Raw genomic sequence first — 20,034 nt, 5'->3', positions numbered from 1 at the left:
AAAATGAGAACGCTAAAAACACTTGGCGCCGTAACGGCCGCCACCATTGCCGCCAGCCCTGCCCTTGCGCAAGAGGCGCCGGGACTGGACGAAAAAATCAATCAGGCCTTTGCAAACCTGACCGGGCCGTTTGTCAGCTTCATATTTGCACCGCTGCCCGGAACCAGCTTTCCGTGGATCGTTATGTGGCTGGTCATCGCTGCATCGGTTTTCACGCTGTATTTCGCGCTTGTGCAGTTGCGGTTTTTTGGTCACGCGATCAGCCTTGTCAAAGGTGACTATTCCGATCCCAACGACGCGGGCGAGGTCAGCCACTTTCAGGCATTGGCCACGGCGCTGTCCGGCACTGTGGGCCTGGGGAACATCGCGGGCGTGGCCGTTGCCATTGGCATCGGTGGGCCAGGCGCAACCTTCTGGATGATCCTTGCGGGTCTTCTGGGCATGGCATCGAAGTTCACCGAATGTACGCTGGGCGTGAAATACCGCAATGAATACGAAGACGGCACCGTTTCAGGTGGCCCGATGTATTACATGTCCAAGGGCTTCGACGAGCTGGGTCTGCCCGGTGGTAAGATCCTGGCGGTGCTGTTCTCGATCTTCTGTATTCTGGGCGCGTTGGGCGGCGGGAACATGTTCCAGGCTAACCAGGCGCATCAGCAGATCGCCGGTATCGTTGGCGACTATCCGGGCTGGATTACCGGTATTGTTTTTGCCGCGGTCGTGTTCATGGTCATTGTTGGCGGTCTGAAATCCATCGCTCGGGTGACTGAAAAGGTCGTGCCGTTCATGGGTGTGCTGTATGTCGCCACCGCACTGGTCATCATCGCGATGAATGCGGACATGATCGGCTGGGCCTTTGGTCAGATCTTTGCCGGTGCCTTCACGGGGCTGGGCGTAGCAGGGGGCATGGTCGGCGCGCTGATCCAGGGCTTCAAGCGCGCGGCATTCTCGAACGAGGCGGGCGTTGGCTCGGCGGCGATTGCGCACTCGGCGGTTCGGACCAAGGAACCGATCACCGAGGGTTTTGTATCGCTGCTTGAACCGTTCATCGATACCGTCGTGATCTGTACCATGACGGCACTGGTGATCATCATCACGCAACAGCTGATCATCGACCCTCAAACCGGCAACTACATGCTGAACGAGGCGGGTTCCGCCATCGCAACAGTGGATGGCAATTCCGGCGTCAGCCTGACCTCTGCCGCCTTTGCCAGCGCGTTCAGCTGGTTCCCGTACATCCTTGCGATCGCGGTGATCCTGTTTGCCTTCTCGACAATGATCAGCTGGTCCTACTATGGCCTGAAGGCCTGGACCTACCTGTTCGGAGAAGGTCACACAAAAGAGCTGATCTTCAAGATCATCTTCTGCGTCTTCGTGGTGATCGGTGCTGCAGCCAACCTCGGTCCGGTTATCGACTTCTCGGATGCGGCGATCTTTGCGATGGCGGTTGTGAACGTCTTTGCCCTCTACTTCCTGATGAAAGTGGTGCGGCAGGAACTGGCGTCCTACTCCGCAAGGCTGAAGAGCGGTGAAATCCGCAAATTTGAACACTAAGTCCAATCACCGGGGCGGCTTGTGTCGCCCCGGGGCCTGACCAGCCTGCAAAAAGCATAGATTCTGGTCCAAACCCCCTTGCCAGTATGACCGAACTTGCGTAAACGGCGCTTCTGATCGCGTGACCGGCCGAGATGGCATGCCGAGTCGCGTCTGAAACCGAACCCGGAAAAGGAGACGGAAATGCCTAAGATGAAGACCAAATCAAGCGCCAAGAAGCGCTTCAAGGTGACTGCGACCGGTAAGGTCCTTGCTGGCCAGGCCGGCAAACGGCACGGCATGATCAAGCGGACCAAGAAATTCATCCGCGATGCCCGTGGCAACACCACCCTGTCCGCCCCCGACGCAAAGATCGTCAAGGGCTACATGCCCTACGACCGCTAAGAGGAGATGTAAGAGATGTCCCGCGTTAAAGGTGGAACCGTAACTCACGCCCGTCACAAGAAGATCATCAAGGCCGCAAAAGGCTATTATGGTCGTCGCAAGAGCAACTTCAAAGTCGCAACTCAGGCCGTCGACAAGGCCAACCAGTACGCGACCCGTGACCGCAAGAACCGCAAGCGCAACTTCCGCGCGCTGTGGATCCAGCGGATCAACGCTGCTGTGCGCAGCCATGACGAGGCTCTGACATATTCCCGCTTCATCAACGGTCTCAACCTGGCCGGTATCGAAGTGGACCGCAAAGTTCTGGCCGACCTGGCCGTGCACGAACCGGAAGCGTTCGGCGCGATCGTCGCCAAAGCTCAGGCTGCTCTGGCTGCCTGAACCTCTGAAAAGAGACAGTGAAAGAAAGGCCGTCCCCTTGGGGCGGTCTTTTTCTTTGGCAGAAACCCGTGGATTTCCGCATCAACCAAGTATGGTATTCCATTCTGGATAATGCACGTAATTGCTGTAATTATATAATCAACTTCTCTTTTAGATTGAATGGAATTACCAGAATGCCTTTTTGCCTAAAATTAATACAAGCTCTTATTGTTCTGACTGCCACGTTAGTCGGTTACTCTGATGAAGCGCGGTCGCAGGACGCTATCACAGAGCCCGATACTCCGGACGTGTTGGTTGAAACCTTTGACGGAGAAGACCAGACGCTCATGCTGGGCGGGCAGATTGACTTTCAGTCGGTCAAGTCGCCGTGGGCGTTTTATGTGGCCGATGGCAAGCTTGTGATGGAAAATAGGCAGGATACCCGCAGTCTTCAGTTCAACGATGTGGCATGGGTAAATTTTCCAGGATCGGACTCGTTGGAGAGTACGCAAGACATGGTGATATCTGCCGTTGTGGGCGGAGAGTTTTCCGGAAAAAGCGGGGTTGGCATTCTGGTTGGCAGCGGGAAAGCGGGAAAATATGTGGTATTTGCCGTGGACGGCAAGGGGCGCTTCCACGTTCTGCAAAAAGACGGACGTCAGTTGCGCGTCGTGCATGCGGGCACTCATGACGCGATTTTGCTCGAGTCTCCGAACAAGTTGTCCTTTAAGGTGCGAGGCGCGCATGTTGTCTTCTATGTCAACGGAACAAAGGTCATTCAAACGCTGTTTTCAAAACGAACGTCCTCGGGCGCGGACGGTCGCGCGGGAATTGGCCTCGCAGCATTCGGAACCGGCAGGTTTGAATTTGACGAAGTCGAAATCAAGAGGGTGAACTGAGACTGGACTTCTGCGCTTGAATGAACCGGCGCAGAGCGCGCCGGTTCAGAGAATTGGAGATTCTAAGATCAGCGGTTAGTCGGCTTGGATCATCCAAAAACACGCCCCAGCGCGCCGTCAACCGCGTCGGTGATCTGGTCGATGTCATCGGCCGTAGCAATCAGCGCAGGCGAGAAGCACAGCGTGTTGTTGCGACCGGGGATCGAGCGGTTGGTCACGCCGATGATCACGCCCTGTGCCATACAGTCGGCAGTAACGGCCTGCGCCAGTTTCTCGTCCACCGGCTCTTTGGTGCCGCGATCCACAACCAGTTCGGCCCCCAGGAACAGGCCCTTGCCGCGCACATCGCCGATGACCTTGTGCTTGTCCATCAGCGCCAGAAGGTTGTTCGTCATGCGCGCGCCCATGTCCGTGCAGTTCTGCAACAGGTTTTCATCCTGAATGATGCGCATGTTCTCGATGGCCGCTGCCGGACCAGCGGTGCACCCACCAAAGGTCGAGATATCGCGGAAATAGTTCATTGGGTCCGCGGCATCGTCTTTGAACAAGTCAAAGACTTCCTCGGTGGTGACCATGCAGGCAATCGCGGCATAGCCCGATGCAACGCCCTTGGCCATGGTCACGAAATCGGGCTTGATACCGTATTGCTGGTACCCGAACCACGTGCCGGTGCGGCCCACGCCACAGACAACCTCGTCGATATGCAGCAGCACGTCGTATTTCTTGCAGATCTCCTGCACGCGCTGCCAGTAACCCTCGGGCGCTTCGATCACACCGCCGCCTGCTGTCACAGGCTCAAGGCACAGGGCACCTACTGTATCGGGGCCTTCGCGCAGAATGACGGCTTCAATCTGATCTGCGGCCCATTCGCCGAAATTCTCTTCGGGTGCGCCGTCCAGCTCGTGCTTGCGATATTCCATGCAATGCGGCACGCGCACGAAATCAGGTGCAAAGGGACCGTATTGCGCTGTGCGCTCGTCCTGACCGCCTGCCGACATGGTCGCCAGCGTCGAGCCGTGATAGTCCCGATCGCGGTACAGGATCTTGGTTTTTTTGCCGCCGTATTTTTTGTGCGCGATCTGGCGCACCATCTTGAACGCCTTCTCGTTCGCCTCGGAACCTGAGTTGGTGTAATAGACGCGGCTCATGCCCGGCATCTTGTCGATCAGTTGCTCGGCAAACAGCGCACCCGGGATGGAACCGGCCGAATTGGCGAAATAGCACAGCTTCATCAGCTGGTCGTAAACCGCCTTGCAGATCGATTCGCGTCCATAGCCGACGTTGACGGTCCAGACGCCGCCGGAAACCGCATCCAGATGCTCTTTGCCTTTCTGGTCCCAGACACGCATGCCCTTGCCCTCGACAATGATGCGTGGGTCATTGGTTTCAAAGGGTTTATGCTGAATCAGATGGTGCCAGATATGGGCGCGGTCGGCCTCGACCACGCGGGAAAGATCGTTTTCGTTGAACGTGCCGTCCATGACATGTCCTTTCAGTGAGGGTGCGGTGCACGGGATATGGAAATGCCACATCCCGGCATGTGTTTAAGATGCTTCAGATCACCGCGAAAGCCCGGATGTAGATAGGGCCAGATCGTATCATCCCGTATCGCCAGTAGGTTTTGCCGCCGTATTTCTACGGGTTTGTCAGAACGCGAACTTTGTGCTCAATTCGCCCAAACTGCGTTTCGGGAGGACAGCGGATGGCAGCGACACATATCTACGAGCGTCATTTGGACAAATGCCGGGCGAATTACACACCCCTGTCGCCCCTTACATTCCTGGAGCGGACGGCGCAGGTCTACCCGGATTACCCGTCCGTGGTTTATGGGGACCGCCGGTATTCCTGGACTGAAACCTATGCCCGTTGCCGGCGTCTGGCGAGTGCGTTGACAGCGCGTGGGATTGGACGGGGCGATACCGTTTCGATAATCGCGGCCAACATCCCGGAAATGTACGAGGCGCATTTTGGCGTGCCCATGACGGGCGCTGTTCTGAACGCAATCAACACGCGGCTGGATGCGCCGATTGTCGCATTCATCCTGAACCATGCCGAAGCCAAGGCGCTGCTGGTCGACCCCGAGTTTTCGGATGTGGTGAAAGATGCGCTGCAACAGGTCGATCATGACATTCTGGTCATCGATATCGAAGACCCCACCTTCGACGGCGGTGAAAAGCTGGGCCGCCTGACCTATGAAGACCTGCTGGCCGAAGGTGACCCCGCGTTTGACTGGTCACTGCCAGCGGACGAATGGGACGCGATCACACTGAATTATACCTCGGGCACCACGGGCAACCCCAAGGGCGTGGTTTACCACCATCGCGGCGCGACCCTGAATGCGCAGTCCGATTTGCTGGACTGGGATATGCCCAAGCATTCGGTCTATTTGTGGACTCTGCCGATGTTCCACTGCAACGGCTGGTGCTTCCCGTGGGCCATGGCAGCCAATGCAGGTGTTTCCGTTTGCTTGCGCGCGGTGCGGGCCGAACCGATCTATGCTGCTTTCCGGGACGAGAAAGTGACCCACTTCTGCGGTGCGCCGATCGTTCTGAATATGCTGGCCCACGCTCCGGATGAGTTGAAGGACTTTGACCACCAGATCAAGGTGATGACGGCAGGTGCCCCGCCGCCTGCGGCCGTGATCGAAGCGATGGAGGCGATGGGTGTCGAGGTCACGCATGTCTATGGCCTGACCGAAACCTATGGGCCTTCGGTTGTCTGCGCATGGAAAGACGAATGGAACAGCAAAGGGCCTGAAGACCGCGCGGCCCTCAAGGTGCGGCAAGGGGTGCGCTATACAGCGTTGTCCGGACTGATGGTGGCCGACCCGGAAACGCTGGAACCGGTTCCGGCTGATGGCGAAACCATGGGTGAGATATTCATGCAGGGCAACGTGGTGATGAAAGGATACCTCAAGAATCCCGACGCTACCGACAAGGCCTTTCACGGTGGCTGGTTCGCGTCCGGTGATCTGGGCGTCATGCACCCCGATGGCTATATCGCGCTCAAGGACCGTTCAAAGGACATCATCATCTCGGGCGGCGAGAATATCTCATCTGTCGAGGTCGAAGGTATCCTCTACAAGCATCCGGCGGTGATGGAGGCTGCAGTGGTGGCCCGTCCCGATGAGAAATGGGGCGAAACGCCCTGCGCCTTTGTCGAGTTGAAACCCGGCGCAGCCGCAACCGAGGCAGAGCTTATCGCCTTCTGTCGCGACCGGATGGCCCATTTCAAGGCACCCAAAACGGTTGTGTTCGGCACCCTGCCCAAGACATCAACCGGCAAGGTGCAGAAATTCGTTCTGCGGGATCAGGCACGGGCGCTGGGTTAAAGGTTGTCGAAGATCGACAGGTCCAACGCCAGCATCTCACCCATCCAGAGCGCGCGGTCGCGGTGATCCTCCAGATGTTCACCGGTTTCCGGGTGCGTGAAGACCGTCAGGCCCTGCCGGTTCAGCATCAGCCATGGGATGACTTGGTCGAATGCGCTTGCAGCAAAGCCCAGCTGGCAGCTCCAGCGCGAATGGGGGCCGACGTTTCGGGCGTGCATCCGGCCCATTTGAACAGGGAACAGGCGGGCCGCCTCTTCACAGACCTGTCGCGCGGTGTCCTGCGTGTCGGCGTCGAAATAGACATGGGCGTGATAGCCGGTGATCTCGGGCATAGGAACCTCGTCTGCTTTGTTGGCTCAAAGCTAAGGCCTAAAAGGAAAAAAACCTAGCTGCGCATGCACACAGGGTCTGTGCAATGTTAACCCTGCGCATGTGCGTCGGGATGTGCCGCGACAAAGGCCGGGTGATTGGCGCAGGCCTCTTCAACCCGCAGCAGGCGGGGCATATCCGACAGATCAACCTGCCACCGGCGCGCGTTATAGATCTGCGGGATCAGGCAGAGGTCGGCGAGACCGGGCTTTGACCCAACACAGTAGGGGGCCTGTTCGAAATCCCCCAGCATGGTTTCAAACGCCTGCAACCCGGGTTTGATGAAATGCAGCATCCAGTCGCCGGGCATGTCGGGGGCATTATGGCTTAGGGTCGTAGCATAGCGCGCAACCGACAGGTTGCAGACTGGGTGGATGTCGACCGCAATCGCATAAGCCAGTGCCTGAACACGCGCACGTTCCGCCGGATCATCAGGCAGAAGGTTCAACTGCCGGGTCCGGTCCAGATAGTCGAGGATGGCCAGCGATTGCGTCAACCGCAGCCCGTCAATATCCAGAACCGGCACAAAGCCCTGCGGGTTTCGAGCGATATGTTCATCGCTCTTTTGTGCGCCGCCGACCAGATCGACAACAACCGGGCGATACGCGATCCCGGCCAGATTCAGGGCGATCCGCACCCGGTAACTGGCCGAGGACCGCCAATAGTCATAAAGGACGACGTCGCTCACGTCCGGGCCTGTCAATTGTCAGTCAAAGCGGCAGCGCGAAGGGCGTCCGTCAGCACTGCACTGTCACCGATGTGGTTGGCCAGCACCAGCACCAGCCGCGCATTCAGCGCGTCGCTGTCGGCTTTTTCCAGGCCCTCATGTGCGGCCAGAAGTTCGGCATAGAAGTCATCGGCGTCTTTGATGTTCGGGGTTAGGATCAGGTCTGACATAGGGCTTACTCCTTACCGCAGGCTCTGCGGATCGCGTGCCGGAAGGTGTTTTCTTCGTAACTGTCACGCCGGGCGGCCACATGCTGGTCCGGGCGGATCAGATAGACTGCGCTGGTCGCGTCGCCCAGATAGCGGCGTTTGAGGGCCAGCGTCATGTCATCCTTGACCGACAGCGCCAGTCGCGTGACCTCGATCCCGTCTTCTTCCAGGGCATCAGGGGCGTCTGCATCGATGGTCAGAAGCGTGAACTTGCCTGCAAGCTTGGGCAGCAGAAACTCGTCACCAAGCGGAGCGTCGGGACAGGCCGAACCCGGTCGCGTTCCGGCGGGGCCGTTCAGCGCGTCCGCAGAATTCAGCGAAGTTCCATCATAGGTGCAGGGCTGGCTCAGGCGGCCAGAATTCACCAGCGGGCGGGCGAAGTCATAATGCTCGCTCAGGTCCAGTACCGCATCGCGCAGGATCCGCGACATCTCGGATTTCGGGGTGATGAAATCGGTCGACCGGCTGGAATTCAGGATGTTCTCATCGGCCCCGTACACGCGTTCGGCGTTGTAGCTGTCCAGCAGAGTTTCAGGTGCTTTCCCATCCAGAACCAGCTTCAGTTTCCAACACAGGTTGTCGGTGTCCTGAAGGCCGGAATTGGCCCCGCGCGCGCCAAAGGGGCTGACCTGATGCGCGCTGTCGCCCGCAAACAGGACACGGCCCTTGCGGAAGCTTTCCATGCGACGGCACTGGAACGTATAGATCGAGACCCATTCCAGCTCAAACTCGACATCATCCCCAAGCATTGCCTTAAGGCGGGGGATCACGTTCTCGGGGCGCTTTTCGCGTTCCTTGTCGATATCCCAACCCAGCTGCAAGTCGATGCGCCATACATTGTCGGGCTGTTTATGCAACAATGCGGATTGCCCGCGATTGAACGGCGGATCGAACCAGAACCAGCGTTCAGACGGAAAATCCGCATCCATGATCACGTCTGCAATCAGGAAGTTGTCTTCGAAAATCCGTCCTTCGAAATCAATGCCCAACATCCGCCGGGCGGGGGAGGTCGCGCCATCACAGGCAATCAGCCAATCGGCTTCGATTGTGTAAGGTCCTTCGGGCGTCCCGACCTCCAGCCGCACGTGATCGTCATGCGTGCCAATCGCCTCGACCTTGTTGCGCCCGCGTATCTCAATCGGTGCGCCTTCTGCCTGCAACTCGCGGACCCGTTCAACGAAATAGTTCTCAAAATGGTATTGCTGAAGGTTGATGAAGGCAGGGTTGGCATAACCTTGTTCCGGTTGCAGGTTGAAGTCATAGACCTGTCGGTCATCGAAGAACACCTTGCCCCGATCCCACAGGACGCCCTTGTCGACCAGTCGGCGTCCGCATCCCAGCCGGTCGGCAATTTCCAGCGTGCGTTGCGAGAAACAGATGGCGCGGCTGCCGAAACTGACCTTGTCATTCTCGTCCAGAACCACGACGTCGACCCCTTGCTGCGCCAGATCAATCGCGGCGGCCAGACCAACCGGACCCGCGCCGATCACGATAACCTTGTGCCGAACCGGCGTCGGGCTGTCCTGATCGGGGCTGCGTTCATAGCCGTAAAGCGGAGTTTCAAAGATCTTGTTCATGGGCTTCCCCCCAAGCAGATGCGCCAAAGTGCTGCATGTCCTGTGCCCCGGCAGCACGTGCCGAAACCTTTGGCATATGGTTTCACTGAATCCCGCCGCCTAAAACGATCTGGATCAAACTGGGCCGTTTTTCCTTACCCCTGCAGGGCCTCCCACATCTCAAGATCGCGTTGGGCGGTCCAGATGCGTGGCGTGTCGATACCGCGGGCTTCGTCATAGGCGCGGGCGACGTTGAACGGCAGGCAGTGTTCGTAGATCGCGTAACTGGCGAATTTAGGGTCACATTCGGCGCGGACTGCGTCCCATGCCTCTTTCAGGCTGCCACCGCGCGCCGCAACCTTGGCTGCGGGGCGGTAGGTGCTTTCGACGAAATCGCGGGTGTTTTCGATGGCGGCATTGACCATGTCCTTGCCAACCAGCGCGTCGCCGCGTCCCGGTGCGATGGCGTCGACATCGAACCACTTGATCTCGTCCAGCGTGTCGCCCCAGTCGCTGAAATGCCCGTCGCCGCAATAGCAGGCCGAGTGATATTCGACGATGTCGCCGGTGAACATCACGTTCTGGTCAGGCACATGGATGACGATATCACCGGCGGTATGGGCGCGCCCCAGATGCATCAGGTCGATCCGGCGGTTGCCCAGATAAACGGTCATCGTGTCGCTGAATGTGGTTGTGGGCCAGGTCAGGCCGGGGATGCTTTCATGCCCTTCGAACAGGCGCGGGAAGCGCTGGAATTCGCTGTCCCAGTCTTCCTGACCGCGTTCAACCACCATGGCGCGGGCCATGTCGGACATCAGGATCTGTTGTGCTCCAAAAGCGCTGGCACCTAAAACCCGTACAGCGTGATAATGGGTCAGGGCCACGTGGGTGATCGGCTTGTCGGTCACAGACCGCACGCATTCGATCACCTTGTTGGCCAGGCGCGGGGTCGCCTGCGCCTCGACGATCATCACGCTGTCATCGCCGATGATCACGCCCGAGTTCGGGTCGCCCTCGGCGGTGAAAGCATAGAGCCCCTCGCCCACTTCGGTGAACGAGATTTTCTTTTCCGACATGTCCCCCTGGGACGCGAATGCTTTGGCCATCTTGGTTTTGTCCTTTTGCGGTTGCGCGGAAGGCAGGGGTTGGATGCCTCCGGCGGGAGTATTTGGGAAAAGATGAAGCTCAGTGCGTCATCGCTCGAATGGGGAATTGAGTGCAGGCAGAATGGTGCCGGTACAGTCGCCGAACCCGATCGTATAGCCGTCGCCCCTGGCCGCGCCGGTCAGGGTCATCGTGTCGCCGTCTTCGATGAAGCTGCGGGTTTCACCTGTGTTCAGCGTCAGCGGCTCTTTCCCACCCCAGCTGAGTTCCAGCAACGATCCGCGTTCGGGCTTGGTTGGTCCGGATATGGTGCCTGACCCCAGCAGGTCGCCGGTGTTCATCGGGCATCCCGATGTGGTGTGGTGGGCCAATTGTTGCGCGGCGGAATAATACATCTGGTTGTAGTTGGTCCGCGCGATGGTCGTGGCGTCTTTGCCTTCGGGTGCCATGGTGACGGCCAGATCGATGTCATAAAGCATCGGGCCGCAATCCTTGAGGTGGTCCAGCAGCGCGAACTCGCGGGCTGGCGTATCACAGCGGAACGGCTCGAGGGCTGCCTTGGTCACGATCCAAGGGCTGATCGAGGTTGCGGTTGCCTTGGCCTGAAACGGACCCAGCGGCTGGTATTCCCAGGCCTGTATATCACGTGCCGACCAGTCGTTCAGCAGAACGTAGCCGAAGATGTGGTCGTCAGCTTCCTGAACCGTGATCGGGCCATCCGAGGGCGTGCCGACAATCGCGCCCATCTCCAACTCGATATCAAAGCGGCGGCTGGGCAGGAAGGCGGGCAGGTCCTGATCGGGGGATTTCAGCTGTCCCCAAGGGCGGCGGATATCCGTGCCGGACACCACGACCGAGGACGCCCGTCCGTTATAACCAATCGGAATGTGCAACCAGTTCGGCGGCAGCGCGTTTTCCGGGCCACGAAACATGGTGCCCACGTTGAAGGCATGGTTCCGCCCGGCATAGAAATCGGTGTATTCGCTGACCGCGAAGGGCAAGTGCATCTCGGCTTCGGCCTGTGGTACAAGCAGCGGTTCGACCTTGCTTTGTTCGTCCGAGCCGTCCGCCAGAAGGCTGATCAGCCGCTCACGCAGGGCGGTCCAGACAGCGGGGCCTTCCTCCATCAGGGGGTTCCAGAACGGCAGATCGAACTGCGGTTCATCGGTCAGGGTGATCAGGCCTTCGGCTTCGGCGGCGGTAACGTCCAGGATCATGTCGCCAATGGCCACACCGCAGCGTGGATCATCGCCTTCAGTCGAGAAGACACCGTAAGGCAGGTTGTTCAGTGGAAACGGATGCGCCGCGTCGTTGGCCGAGGCCACCCAGGATTTCATCAAAGGCATATTTTGCCCCTATTTTGTTGTACTTGGTACGTGGTTCGAAACGATCATAACCCCTGAAAGACAGGCGCCAAAGCCCAGAACGGGCGCGGTTGCGGCAGGTCGGCTGCCAAGGCCCCGTCTTTGTTTTCCGGTTGCAGCGACAGTACGCCTGCAACCGGAATGGGTATGTTCATCGCCATCAGGACGGGTGCTGTCCGGGTAACCCAGTCTGAGGGTCACTTCTTGCCCGGTGTGCCGTCGAACTTCTTCTCTAGCGATGTCCAGCAATCGATATAGTCGTCCTGCAACGGTGCCTCATTGGCGGCAAACGGCGTCAAGTGCTGGGGGAACCGGGTTTCGAACATGAACGACATCGTCTGGTCCAGCTTTTCCGGCCCCAGATTGGAATAGGATGCCTTGTCAAAGGCTTCCCTGTCGGGGCCATGCGGGATCATCATGTTGTGCAGGCTGGTGCCACCGGGAACGAAGCCCTGCGGTTTCGCATCGTATTGGCCATAGATGTTGCCCATCAGTTCCGACATGATGTTCTTGTGATACCAGGGCGGGCGGAAGGTATCCTCCATCACCATCCAGCGTTCGCGGAACAGGACAAAGTCGATATTTGCGGTGCCGGGCTGGCCCGAGGGCGCCGTCAGAACGGTAAAGATCGACGGGTCGGGATGGTCAAACAGGATCGCGCCGACCGGGCAATAATTGCGCAGATCGTATTTGTAGGGCGCATAATTGCCGTGCCACGCCACCACATCCAGCGGGCTGTGTCCGATTTTCGTGGTGTGAAACTGGCCGCACCATTTGATCGTCACGGTCGACGGGGTTTCACGATCCTCATAGGCAGCGACCGGAGCTTTGAAATCGCGCGGGTTGGCCATGCAGTTGGCCCCGATCGGGCCGCGACCCGGCAGTTCAAACTTCTGGCCGTAATTCTCGCACACAAAGCCACGTGCCGGGCCTTCCAGAACTTCAACCCGGTACAGCAGTCCACGCGGGATGATCGCGATTTCCTTGGGCTCAAGGTCAATGATTCCCAGTTCAGTCGCAAAGCGCAGGCGTCCTTCCTGTGGCACCACCAGCAACTCGGAATCAGCCGAGAAGAAATAGTCGTCGACCATGGATTCGGTAACCAGATAAATGTGGCAGGCCATGCCAACCTGGGTGTTCACGTCCCCTGCCGTCGTCATGGTCCGCATCCCGGTCATCCAGTTCAGACCTTCGTCGGAATGCGGCACCGGGTCCCAGCGATACTGGCCCAGGCTGATCACGTCCGGGTCGATGCACGGGGCCGATTTCCAATAGGGCAAGTCGATTTTTTCGTAACGGTGCGAGTGCTTTACCGACGGGCGAATACGATAGCACCAGGTGCGTTCAGGCGGGTTGGCGGTAAAGGCCGTGCCGCTCAGCTGTTCACCGTAAAGTCCGTAGTTGCACCTTTGCGGGCTGTTCATCCCCTGCGGCAGTGCATCGGGCAGCGCCTCGGTTTCAAAGTCGTTGCCAAAGCCGGGCATGTAACCGGCATGGGTACCAACAGGCGTTGCTGCTTGCGTCAATGAATGCGGATCCGTCGGACGGTTCATTACGTATTCCTCCGTTTGCTGCTTGTCGGTTAATAGTTGATTTTGTAACTAACAAGCATGACACACGACGAATCTGAAAAAAATGATGACTTTTTCCTGCAGAATTTTCTGCCGTTTCTGCTGAACCAGGCAGCCGAGCGCGCCTCGTTGGAATTTCAGGCTGTCTACAAGGGACGGTACGGAATGCTCAGAACCGAATGGCGGGTGCTGTTCCATCTGGGGCTGTTTGGCGAAATGACCGCCAAGGAAATTGGTGAACGGGCCGGAATGCACAAAACCAAGATCAGCCGTGCAGTTGCCAAGCTCGCGGAGCGCCGGTACCTGAAACGCACACGGGACGAGGCTGATCGGCGGGCGGAATGGCTGACACTGACACCAGCCGGACAAGCCGTGTATCGCGACTTGTACGGGGTGGCCGCAAGCTATGACGCCAGGCTGTCGGGTCTGTTCAGCGAAAAAGATGCCGCCTTGCTGCGCCAGATGTTGCGACGGTTGGCAGGCGCGGATTGACCACTGGTAATTGGTGCCTGCCGTCCCCAGATGTGTGTCATGCTTGATACGGAATTTGAAATGACGTCATTTGAACCTGCCAAGGTATCCACACACACCCTGATCGACTGGTTGGTCCAAAAGGGGCTTGAGGGTGCCGGGCAGGAAGAGTTGCTGGAAGGGTTCTGCACCAGTCTGGTCGATATGGGCATTCCGCTGATGCGGTTTCATGCGGCGCAGTCGACCTTGCACCCGGTTTATGGCGGAACCGGATATAGCTGGTACAAAAGCACCGGCGGTGAATCCGAGAAGTTTGAAAACACGGATACGCCCAGCGAAATGTGGCAACAAAGCCCGCTTTATGCGCTGCTGAACGAGGATCTGGATGAAATCCGGGTCAAACTGGTCGACCATAATGAACCCAGCCGCTTTCCGTTGTTGAACGACCTGAGAGAGGTTGGGGCGACCGATTATTATGCCACCGGCATCTCGTATGAGGGGTCGGGGAAGATGCGCCCCGACGGCACCAAAAAAGTCAGTGATGGCGTCCTGATGTCCTGGGCCAGCGATGCGCCGTCCGGGTTTGATGACAGCGATCTCAGGCACATTCACGCGGTATTGCCGCATCTTGGGCTGGCGCTCAAATCCGCCAAGAACCAGAACCTGACCGAAGACCTGATGCGGGTCTATCTGGGTCGTGATGCCGGGCGCCGCGTCCTGTCAGGTGAGATTCGTCGCGGATCATTGCAGCAGATCGATGCGGTGATCTGGAATTTCGATCTGGAAGGGTTCACCAACCTGTCAGAAGACCTGCCGGGTCACGAGATCATCGACATGCTCAATGATTACCTGGCCGTGGCCGTGGGCGTTGTGCACGACAAGGGTGGGAATATCCTGAAATTCATGGGCGATGGGCTGATGGCCATGTTCGATGTCGGCGAAATCGACGAGGACGCCCGTGCCGCGCTCAGCGCGGTGCCCTTGCTGCAAGCCCGTATGGATGAATTGAACGCCAGACGTCAGGCGCAGGGGCTGCCGGTTGCGAATTTCACGCTGGCCCTGCATTCCGGCGAAATCCTGTATGGCAATATCGGGTCCGAAACACGGCTGGATTTCACGGTGATCGGCCCCGCCGTCAATCAGGCCGCCCGCATCGCGGGAATGCACCGGTCGCTGGGTCAGAGAATCCTGATCTCGGACGACGTCGCGGTCGCGGCACGCCCCTGCGCGCAAGACCTCATCTCGCTCGGGCGCTACATGCTGCGCGGGGTGAACGAACCCAAAGAGCTGTTCACGGTATACAGTCCCGGCGGGCCATCAGATTCCAAGTGAAACCGAGGCTATTCCGTTCAGCGGTCCCGAAACTGAAAGTCGTGAAGGAACACCTTTGTTTAGCTGGGTACGAGCGGCGGGTTGGAGCGAATGTTCGAGAATGGTGAGGATTTGTACGAATAGCTGGTTTAGAGGCCATTGCCGACAATGCGGTTTTACGCAGGGTAATCAGGGAAACCTTCATATTGACCTGATCCGGCGTCCTGTATTTGCATTGAGCTCGAATTGGAGTGCGGCCTTTGAAAAACAACTACATACTAATCGACTTTGAAGATGTTCAACCCAAGAACCTCGAACTCCTTCGGGGACATGTTTGCACCTTGATTGTTTTCGTAGGAGCCAATCAAAAAAGCATACCCTATGACTTTGCACAAGCACTGCAAAGCTTGGGAGAAAATGCTGTTTATCAGAAGATAGCAGGGAATGGCTCGAACGCCTTGGACTTTCATATTGCGTTCTACTTAGGAGAACTCTCTGCTAAAGACGCCAATGCGTGTTTTCATGTTATTTCTCGTGACAAAGGCTTCGACCCATTGATTGCACATCTGCGACAAAGGAAGCTCCCCGCTTTCCGTCATGCAGACCTATCCGAGATCCCATTCGTCAAAATCTCGAATGCAAGCTCGCTGGATCAAAAAATTGATGCGATTGTTGACAGCTTGAAGTCTAGAGGAACTTCGCGTCCTAGGAAGATCAAAACCCTTAAGGGAACGATGAACGCCCTTTTTTTAAAGACCTTGGAGCAGGAAGAGCTGGAAAGGCTGGTTGATGAGTTGAAAAGACGTGGTCACGTAGTCTTTTCGGATCAATCAGTCAGTTATGGCCCCGACATTACCCAGCACTGACTGGCTTAGGGGCTGAGAATTTCGCGTTTTGAATTGCCCGTTTGCCGCGCAGACCAGCCTCCAATACAACTGATCAGAAATCGACTTCGACACCCGGCAGGTTCAGCTCTCGCATCATGTCGCGCAGTTCCTGCCGTGCTGCGATGTTCGAGATGTTCAGCTGTTTGACGCCAATATCCTTGAGATCCAGCAGGGTCAGGCCGCGCGGAAACAGTTCGCGAAAGATCACCCGTTCGGAAAAGCCCGACGCGACGCGGAAGCCGATACGCTGCGACAGCATTTCGATCGCGCGCTGCATCTTTTCCTTGTTGACCATGCGCTGGGTACCGACACGGTTGCGCACAACGACCCAGTCGATGGGCTTCAGCCCGGCCTGCGCCCGCAATTGCCGGGCGTTCCAGACCATCTCGGAATAGACGGACGGGCCAAGGATTTTCTCACCCTTTGAATCAATCCGCGCCAGCAGGTCAAAATCGATGAAACTGTCGTTCAAAGGGGTGATCAGCGTGTCGGCCAGCGAATGGGCCACCTGGCTCAGGCGTGTATGGGAGCCGGGGCAGTCGATCAGGATAAAGTCACTGTCGCTTTCCAGTTGCGACACGGCAGCAGACAGGCGGTGGTCATAAATGTTCTCGCCCGGCTTCAGCGTGCTGGCATCAATCTCGGGCAGGTCGTGATGGCGTGGGCCGGGCAGCGTCAGGCCCGAGCTTTTCAGAAAGTTGTTCCGGTTCTCGAAATACCGTCCAAGGCTGCGCTGCCGCAGGTCCAGATCCAGCGTGCTGACCTTGTGCCCCAGTCGGGCCAGTGCGGTTGCCACATGCATCGACACGGTCGATTTTCCAGCGCCGCCTTTTTCGTTACCGACCACAATGATATGTGCCATGCTTGTATTCCCAAGTCTTGCCGTGTTTGACTACACGTTGTTGGCACCCACTATATGTTGTGTCGCCTACGATGAAAAGAACCTCAAGCGGCGCTTTTGGGCATTATCGGACTCTATTTTGGAAAACACAGCGCAGTGCGCGGGTTACGGGAAGGCACCAGTCTGGTGATCTGCCTTGATCGGCTATCCGATCACGGTCTTGGCAGCGATATCGCCGTGTCGGCGCCTAGTCCCGAACATCTTGAACAACCGCTGCCTGCAACGATCCGCACTGGAATCAATCGCGCCGTTTGCCTGATTCACACATGTACAGATCGCGCTCCCAAAGGGTCCTTTCGCGGTGACGCCGCTTGGTCCGGATCGTGAAAACTATGCGGGGGGCGGAAAATTTGGTTAAATACCAAACAGATTTACACCGAATAACCTTGCAGGCTTTGCACGGGTCCTCTTCGGTTCATCTTCAAAGCAGGTGAAAGGGGCATAGGCATGCCGGACACTGCTGCGGACAGTTCAGGCGGTTCACGCGTTGTTCTTGCAATGACAGCCATTTGCATGATGGTCGTTGGCTTCAACACAACTGCTGTTGCGACCATCCTTCCATATCTGAAGGCCGAGTTCGATCTGACGCCCTCGGGTCTGCAATGGGTGATGGCGATCTATACGGTGGCCAGTGCGGCCCTTGTGACGATTGTAAGCCGGCTTGGGGATATCACGGGCAAGATGGGTGTCTTTTTCTTTGGCATGATCGTGTTTGCCTGTGGCTCGGCTTCGGTGCTGTTTTCACAGAACGCGGCGATGCTGCTGATCGGGCGTGGCGCGCAGGGGGCAGGGGCTGCGGCCCTGTTCGGCACCTCATTGTCCCTGCTGACCGCCGCAACGCCCGAGGAACAACGGGCCAGTGTGACCGGTGTGTGGGGCGCAATCGTGGGCCTTGCGATAGGCGTCGGGCCCATAGTCGGAGGAAGCTTTGCCAACTTTCTAAGCTGGCGCGGGGTATTCGCCACAGACCTTGTGCTGCTTGCCATTGCGTTTGTGATCGGCCTGCAGGTCAGCAGGAAAAACTATGTCCCGGATACGCGCCTTCAGGGTGCAAAATTCGATACCGCAGGGGCGATTGCCATTGTCTTGCTGCTGGGCCCATTGTCTTTCGCGCTCAGCAACGGTGAGGCACACGGATGGGACAATGCCCTGACCATCGTTCCTTTGGGTGTCGCCGCTTTGGCAGTTGTCGGTCTGGTCTACACCTCGCGGCGCAGCGACGATCCGCTGGTCGAGTTCCGGTACTTCCGGCACCCGCGCTATCTTATGGCGGCAACGGGGATGTTCTTTGCGGGATTTGCGTTGTTCTGTTTCTTTGTCTACTTTAACGTGTTCGTCCAGTCCCCGGATGCGTTCGGCTATTCACCGGTTGAGGCGGGCGTGGCAATCCTGCCCCTGAGCCTGAGCATGTTTGTCATTTCTGTCACCGCGCCGCGCCTGCTTGCGCCATACAGTTTCCAATGGCCGGTGAGTGCTGCAATGGGGTTGATGGCCTGCGGCTTCCTGCTTTTGACAACAACCTCGAATATCGACAGCTATGCTGAAATCTGGTGGAAACTGATCATTGTGGGGGTTGGCATCGGCATCTGTTTTTCGTTGCTGCCCCGTCTTGGGCTTCGCTTGCTGCCTGACGAACATGTCGGACAGGGGTCCGGGGTGATCAACGCATTCCTGTATTTCGGGGCCACGATGGGATCGGTTGTCGGCGGTCTGGCCGAAGCTCTGACCATCCGCTCGGGCCTGTCAGAAGTCATCACCGCGCTGCCCGCCGGATCGACGCAGCGCGACGACCTTGCGCGCGCCCTGACACATGGCACGGCAACACAGGTGGAACAGCTGATTGCCGGGCTTGACCCGTCAACTGGTTCAGCGCTGGCCGGGGCGCTGCGTGATCTGCGGGATAATGCCTTTGATGCGGCGATGCTCATGGCCGCGATCGCCGCCAGTATAGGGCTGGTGATCGCGCTGCTGCTGTTGCGCGGTCCGGTTCCGCCATTGCACGACGCGGCTGAACTTACAAAACCAAAGGATCAGAAACCGGGGAAAACAGGGGCCTGAAACGAAAGAAGGCCGCCCGTTGGCGACCTTCCTTTGAAAGACTTTGGCAAAGGTTTAGAAACCCAGACCTTCGTATTTCTTCTTGAACTTCGACACGCGGCCGCCAGCGTCCAACAGGCGCGACGAACCACCGGTCCATGCAGGGTGTACCGAAGGGTCGATCTCCAGTGCCAGCTGGTCGCCTTCGCTGCCCCAGGTGGATTTCATCTGAACGATGGTGCCATCGGTCATCTTGACGTCGATGACGTGATAATCGGGATGGATGTCTTTTTTCATCTTTCCGCTCCTTACGCTTCGGCGCCAGCTTTGGGCTTGTAGTTGGAAACCTCTGCGATACGCGCGGATTTACCGCGACGGGTGCGCAGATAGTACAGTTTGGCGCGACGAACGCGGCCGCGGCGGACAACGGTGATGCTGTCGATATTGGTCGAATACAGCGGGAATACACGCTCCACGCCTTCGCCAAACGAAATCTTGCGAACGGTGAACGAACCGGCAATGCCGCTGCCGTTGTTGCGCGCGATGCAGACGCCTTCGTAGTTCTGCACACGGGTGCGCGACCCTTCGGTCACTTTATAGCCGACACGGATAGTGTCACCGGCTTTGAAATCGGGGATGTCTTTCCCCAGGGCGGCAATCTGTTCCGCCTCAAGCTGTGCGATCAGGTCCATCGCATTTTCTCCTATCTGCTCGTGGTTGGTCCACGAAGTTGGGCACGGCCTGAGAGCTCTTGGTCTTCACCGGGTCCTGCGTACAGCCCGCCAGAGGTCAGATCGAATGTTCCTTTGGTCTGGCCTGACCCGGCGCATCCCTGCCGAAGAAAACGGGACGTCACGCCATGGTGCAAACCAAAACACCGGAGTCGCAGAACGCGGCACCGGATTGCGGTCGTTTAAGGGTATTGCAGGCAGGGATCAAGGGAAAAACGCCCTGTCTTGCCGAACGGGCCGGTAGGAATCCGCCAGCCTGAAACTAAGG

At 57.9% G+C, this 20,034-nt stretch carries 21 protein-coding genes; 9 read left to right on the top strand and 12 right to left on the bottom strand.

All coding sequences use genetic code 11. The features are described 5' to 3' along the window. Positions 1-3 precede the first annotated feature (3 nt). The 4 genes from ACR0AM_RS16910 (at position 4) to ACR0AM_RS16895 (ending at position 3,197) form a co-directional block, all read left to right on the top strand. Positions 4-1,554 (top strand): alanine/glycine:cation symporter family protein, encoded by a 1,551-nt coding sequence (locus ACR0AM_RS16910; RefSeq protein ID WP_480559601.1) that lies wholly within the window; start codon positions 4-6, stop codon positions 1,552-1,554. A 183-nt stretch (positions 1,555-1,737) separates the two neighbouring features. Then, a complete protein-coding gene (gene rpmI, locus ACR0AM_RS16905) occupies positions 1,738-1,938 on the top strand; it encodes a 50S ribosomal protein L35 (protein ID WP_010443552.1) in 201 nt (66 codons plus the stop codon). Between the two features lie 15 nt (positions 1,939-1,953). Then, on the top strand, positions 1,954-2,319 hold the full coding sequence (gene rplT, locus ACR0AM_RS16900) for a 50S ribosomal protein L20 (protein WP_039523695.1): 366 nt from the start codon (positions 1,954-1,956) through the stop codon (positions 2,317-2,319). 68 nt (positions 2,320-2,387) lie between these two features. Next, positions 2,388-3,197: a hypothetical protein gene (locus tag ACR0AM_RS16895; protein WP_480623529.1), complete on the top strand. Its 810-nt coding sequence runs from the start codon at positions 2,388-2,390 to the stop codon at positions 3,195-3,197. 89 nt (positions 3,198-3,286) lie between these two features. Here ACR0AM_RS16895 and ACR0AM_RS16890 read toward each other — a convergent pair whose 3' ends face one another. Beyond that, a complete protein-coding gene (locus ACR0AM_RS16890; RefSeq protein ID WP_209506068.1) occupies positions 3,287-4,678 on the bottom strand; it encodes an aminotransferase family protein in 1,392 nt (463 codons plus the stop codon). 221 nt (positions 4,679-4,899) lie between these two features. Between ACR0AM_RS16890 and ACR0AM_RS16885 the strand changes: the two genes are divergently transcribed. Beyond that, the gene (locus ACR0AM_RS16885; RefSeq protein ID WP_480623528.1) at positions 4,900-6,528 is read left to right on the top strand and encodes an acyl-CoA synthetase; all 1,629 of its coding nucleotides are present in this window, start codon (positions 4,900-4,902) and stop codon (positions 6,526-6,528) included. Here ACR0AM_RS16885 and ACR0AM_RS16880 read toward each other — a convergent pair. From ACR0AM_RS16880 to hmgA, 8 genes are all read right to left on the bottom strand, one after another. After that, positions 6,525-6,860, bottom strand: coding sequence for a DOPA 4,5-dioxygenase family protein (locus tag ACR0AM_RS16880; RefSeq protein WP_480494725.1), 336 nt, complete (start codon positions 6,858-6,860; stop codon positions 6,525-6,527). The two genes, ACR0AM_RS16885 and ACR0AM_RS16880, sit on opposite strands and share 4 nt — an antisense overlap. 86 nt (positions 6,861-6,946) lie before the next feature. After that, entirely contained in the window at positions 6,947-7,585 is a 639-nt protein-coding gene (maiA, locus tag ACR0AM_RS16875; RefSeq protein WP_480623527.1) for a maleylacetoacetate isomerase, read from the bottom strand. A gap of 11 nt (positions 7,586-7,596) precedes the next feature. After that, positions 7,597-7,794 carry a DUF2783 domain-containing protein gene (locus tag ACR0AM_RS16870; protein ID WP_480519396.1) on the bottom strand — a complete coding sequence of 66 codons (198 nt, stop codon included), beginning with the start codon at positions 7,792-7,794 and terminating at the stop codon, positions 7,597-7,599. A gap of 5 nt (positions 7,795-7,799) precedes the next feature. Continuing rightward, positions 7,800-9,410 (bottom strand): FAD-dependent oxidoreductase, encoded by a 1,611-nt coding sequence (locus ACR0AM_RS16865; protein ID WP_480623526.1) that lies wholly within the window; start codon positions 9,408-9,410, stop codon positions 7,800-7,802. Positions 9,411-9,544: 134 nt separating this feature from the next. After that, positions 9,545-10,495, bottom strand: coding sequence for an MBL fold metallo-hydrolase (locus tag ACR0AM_RS16860; RefSeq protein ID WP_209598814.1), 951 nt, complete (start codon positions 10,493-10,495; stop codon positions 9,545-9,547). A gap of 87 nt (positions 10,496-10,582) precedes the next feature. Next, positions 10,583-11,839 carry a fumarylacetoacetase gene (fahA, locus tag ACR0AM_RS16855; protein WP_480623525.1) on the bottom strand — a complete coding sequence of 419 codons (1,257 nt, stop codon included), beginning with the start codon at positions 11,837-11,839 and terminating at the stop codon, positions 10,583-10,585. Positions 11,840-11,883: 44 nt separating this feature from the next. Beyond that, positions 11,884-12,018 (bottom strand): hypothetical protein, encoded by a 135-nt coding sequence (locus ACR0AM_RS16850; protein ID WP_480473942.1) that lies wholly within the window; start codon positions 12,016-12,018, stop codon positions 11,884-11,886. Between the two features lie 36 nt (positions 12,019-12,054). Next, positions 12,055-13,410 carry a homogentisate 1,2-dioxygenase gene (gene hmgA / locus ACR0AM_RS16845; RefSeq protein ID WP_267365046.1) on the bottom strand — a complete coding sequence of 452 codons (1,356 nt, stop codon included), beginning with the start codon at positions 13,408-13,410 and terminating at the stop codon, positions 12,055-12,057. A 57-nt stretch (positions 13,411-13,467) separates the two neighbouring features. Here hmgA and ACR0AM_RS16840 point away from each other — a divergent pair, with 57 nt between their 5' ends. From ACR0AM_RS16840 to ACR0AM_RS16830, 3 genes are all read left to right on the top strand, one after another. Further along, on the top strand, positions 13,468-13,920 hold the full coding sequence (locus ACR0AM_RS16840) for a MarR family winged helix-turn-helix transcriptional regulator (RefSeq protein ID WP_480623524.1): 453 nt from the start codon (positions 13,468-13,470) through the stop codon (positions 13,918-13,920). A 39-nt stretch (positions 13,921-13,959) separates the two neighbouring features. Beyond that, positions 13,960-15,231, top strand: coding sequence for an adenylate/guanylate cyclase domain-containing protein (locus tag ACR0AM_RS16835; RefSeq protein ID WP_480623523.1), 1,272 nt, complete (start codon positions 13,960-13,962; stop codon positions 15,229-15,231). A gap of 239 nt (positions 15,232-15,470) precedes the next feature. Beyond that, a complete protein-coding gene (locus ACR0AM_RS16830; protein WP_480623522.1) occupies positions 15,471-16,076 on the top strand; it encodes a PIN domain-containing protein in 606 nt (201 codons plus the stop codon). Positions 16,077-16,149: 73 nt separating this feature from the next. On the opposite strand, the gene ACR0AM_RS16825 is transcribed toward ACR0AM_RS16830, so the two are convergent. Further along, entirely contained in the window at positions 16,150-16,959 is an 810-nt protein-coding gene (locus ACR0AM_RS16825) for a division plane positioning ATPase MipZ (RefSeq protein WP_480473938.1), read from the bottom strand. Positions 16,960-17,445: 486 nt separating this feature from the next. Here ACR0AM_RS16825 and ACR0AM_RS16820 point away from each other — a divergent pair, with 486 nt between their 5' ends. After that, the gene (locus ACR0AM_RS16820; protein ID WP_480623521.1) at positions 17,446-19,056 is read left to right on the top strand and encodes an MFS transporter; all 1,611 of its coding nucleotides are present in this window, start codon (positions 17,446-17,448) and stop codon (positions 19,054-19,056) included. A gap of 54 nt (positions 19,057-19,110) precedes the next feature. Here the strand turns inward: ACR0AM_RS16820 and rpmE are convergent, their stop codons facing one another. Together rpmE and rplS are read right to left on the bottom strand one after the other, a co-directional pair. Further along, complete coding sequence (gene rpmE, locus ACR0AM_RS16815) at positions 19,111-19,332, bottom strand: 50S ribosomal protein L31 (protein WP_480473936.1); 222 nt, start codon at positions 19,330-19,332, stop codon at positions 19,111-19,113. A gap of 11 nt (positions 19,333-19,343) precedes the next feature. Next, positions 19,344-19,727, bottom strand: a complete 384-nt coding sequence (rplS, locus tag ACR0AM_RS16810) for a 50S ribosomal protein L19 (RefSeq protein WP_480473935.1) — start codon at positions 19,725-19,727, stop codon at positions 19,344-19,346. Positions 19,728-20,034: the final 307 nt, after the last annotated feature.

The organism is Ruegeria sp. AD9 (assembly GCF_056542305.1).
Note: the sequence above shows the minus strand (reverse complement) of the source record. Positions and strands in the feature narration are given on the sequence as shown.

Bases quoted from the DNA above. Each gene is read 5' to 3' on its own strand.
- ACR0AM_RS16910 (WP_480559601.1), top strand. From the start codon at position 4: ATGAGAACGCTAAAAACACTTGGCGCCGTAACGGCCGCCACCATTGCC.
- rpmI (WP_010443552.1), top strand. From the start codon at position 1,738: ATGCCTAAGATGAAGACCAAATCAAGCGCCAAGAAGCGCTTCAAGGTG.
- rplT (WP_039523695.1), top strand. From the start codon at position 1,954: ATGTCCCGCGTTAAAGGTGGAACCGTAACTCACGCCCGTCACAAGAAG.
- ACR0AM_RS16890 (WP_209506068.1), bottom strand. From the start codon at position 4,678: ATGGACGGCACGTTCAACGAAAACGATCTTTCCCGCGTGGTCGAGGCC.
- ACR0AM_RS16885 (WP_480623528.1), top strand. From the start codon at position 4,900: ATGGCAGCGACACATATCTACGAGCGTCATTTGGACAAATGCCGGGCG.
- ACR0AM_RS16880 (WP_480494725.1), bottom strand. From the start codon at position 6,860: ATGCCCGAGATCACCGGCTATCACGCCCATGTCTATTTCGACGCCGAC.
- ACR0AM_RS16870 (WP_480519396.1), bottom strand. From the start codon at position 7,794: ATGTCAGACCTGATCCTAACCCCGAACATCAAAGACGCCGATGACTTC.
- ACR0AM_RS16865 (WP_480623526.1), bottom strand. From the start codon at position 9,410: ATGAACAAGATCTTTGAAACTCCGCTTTACGGCTATGAACGCAGCCCC.
- ACR0AM_RS16860 (WP_209598814.1), bottom strand. From the start codon at position 10,495: ATGGCCAAAGCATTCGCGTCCCAGGGGGACATGTCGGAAAAGAAAATC.
- fahA (WP_480623525.1), bottom strand. From the start codon at position 11,839: ATGCCTTTGATGAAATCCTGGGTGGCCTCGGCCAACGACGCGGCGCAT.
- ACR0AM_RS16850 (WP_480473942.1), bottom strand. From the start codon at position 12,018: ATGGCGATGAACATACCCATTCCGGTTGCAGGCGTACTGTCGCTGCAA.
- hmgA (WP_267365046.1), bottom strand. From the start codon at position 13,410: ATGAACCGTCCGACGGATCCGCATTCATTGACGCAAGCAGCAACGCCT.
- ACR0AM_RS16840 (WP_480623524.1), top strand. From the start codon at position 13,468: ATGACACACGACGAATCTGAAAAAAATGATGACTTTTTCCTGCAGAAT.
- ACR0AM_RS16835 (WP_480623523.1), top strand. From the start codon at position 13,960: ATGCTTGATACGGAATTTGAAATGACGTCATTTGAACCTGCCAAGGTA.
- ACR0AM_RS16825 (WP_480473938.1), bottom strand. From the start codon at position 16,959: ATGGCACATATCATTGTGGTCGGTAACGAAAAAGGCGGCGCTGGAAAA.
- ACR0AM_RS16820 (WP_480623521.1), top strand. From the start codon at position 17,446: ATGCCGGACACTGCTGCGGACAGTTCAGGCGGTTCACGCGTTGTTCTT.
- rpmE (WP_480473936.1), bottom strand. From the start codon at position 19,332: ATGAAAAAAGACATCCATCCCGATTATCACGTCATCGACGTCAAGATG.
- rplS (WP_480473935.1), bottom strand. From the start codon at position 19,727: ATGGACCTGATCGCACAGCTTGAGGCGGAACAGATTGCCGCCCTGGGG.